Source organism: Streptomyces sp. NPDC050121 (assembly GCF_044460385.1).
Classification (GTDB): Bacteria; Actinomycetota; Actinomycetes; order Streptomycetales; family Streptomycetaceae; genus Streptomyces; species Streptomyces soliscabiei.
This window is the reverse complement of the sequence record NZ_JBITJV010000118.1, coordinates 1-1,229: the sequence shown is the minus strand read 5'-3', so window position 1 is coordinate 1,229 and position 1,229 is coordinate 1. Positions and strand designations below refer to the sequence as shown.

Annotated in this window: 2 protein-coding genes; both read right to left on the bottom strand. The window is 71.0% G+C overall.

Annotation, left to right across the window (positions count from 1 at the left end; all coding sequences use genetic code 11):
* Nucleotides 1–218 (bottom strand): lipoyl domain-containing protein (locus tag ACIBTS_RS49385; RefSeq protein WP_399328567.1); only part of this gene is annotated, 218 nt, incomplete at its 3' end.
* Nucleotides 215–1,229, bottom strand: a 1,015-nt coding sequence (locus ACIBTS_RS49380; protein ID WP_399328565.1) for an alpha-ketoacid dehydrogenase subunit beta, incomplete at its 5' end; no start/stop codon positions are given. The genes ACIBTS_RS49385 and ACIBTS_RS49380, both read right to left, overlap by 4 nt.

Genomic DNA, 1,229 nt, shown 5'->3' with positions numbered 1-1,229 from the left:
GCCCCGGCCGGCACGGTGGCCCCGGCCGCGACCACCGGGTGGAACAGCCCCCCGGCCTCCGCCTCGACGTCCACGTCGACCTTGTCGGTGGCCAGCCGCAACAGCGCGTCGCCCTCCGATACGGCCGCGCCGACAGGCACCAGCCATTCGTCGATCGTGCCTTCCTGCATGGTCAGGCCGATCTTCGGCAGCAGAACCTCGACCGCCACGTCGGTCACGACCTTTCGAGGAGGCGCCGGCAGCCCTGGGCGATCCGGGTGCGATCGGGCACGTACGCCTTCTCCAGGACCGGGGAGAAGGGCACCGGGGAGAAGGGGGCGCCGATGCGCAGGACCGGTGCGTCCAGGTAGTCGAAGACGGCGTCCTGGATCTGGGCGGCGATCTCGGCTCCGAGCCCGCCGAAGGTGACGGCCTCGTGCACGACGAGCACCCGGTTGGTGCGGCGGACGGAGGCGAACATCGTCTCGGTGTCCAGCGGCTGCACGGTGCGGGGGTCGATCACCTCGATCTCCACGCCCTCGGCGGCGAGTTCGTCGGCCGCCGCGAGGGCCTCCCCCACCATGCGGCCCAGCGCGATCACGGTGACGTCGGAGCCCTGCCGCGAGGTGTGCGCCTGACCCAGCGGGATGCCGTAGATCTCCTCGGGCACCTCGCTCGTGCTGCCGAGCAGGACCTTGTTGAGCATGACGACGACCGGGTTGTCGTCCCGGATGGCCGAGACGGTCAGGCCCTTGGCGGTGTACGCGTCGCACGGCATGACGACCTTGAGGCCGGGCACGTGGGCCAGCCAGGCCTCCAGGCTCTGGCTGTGCTGGGCCGCGGCGCCGAGGCCCGCTCCGGAGGCGGTGGTGATGGTGAGCGGCACGGACAGCGCGCCGCCGAACATGTACTTCATCTTCGCCGCCTGGTTGACGATCTGGTCGAGGCAGACGCCGATGAAGTCCATGAACATCAGGTCGACGACGGGGCGCAGCCCCCGGGCGGCGGCCCCCACGCCGAGGCCGACCAGGGCGGCTTCGGAGATCGGGGTGTCGATCATGCGGCGGGGGCCGAACTCGTCGAGCAGGTTGTCGAACATGCGGAACACGCCGCCGTATCCGGCCACGTCCTCGCCGGCGACGAAGACGTTCTCGTCCTCGCGCATGGCCTGCGCGAGGCCCTCGTTGAAGGCCTTGACGTAGGTGAGTTTGCGGGCCGCGGCGTTCGGGGCGACGGCCGGTGCTTCGGTG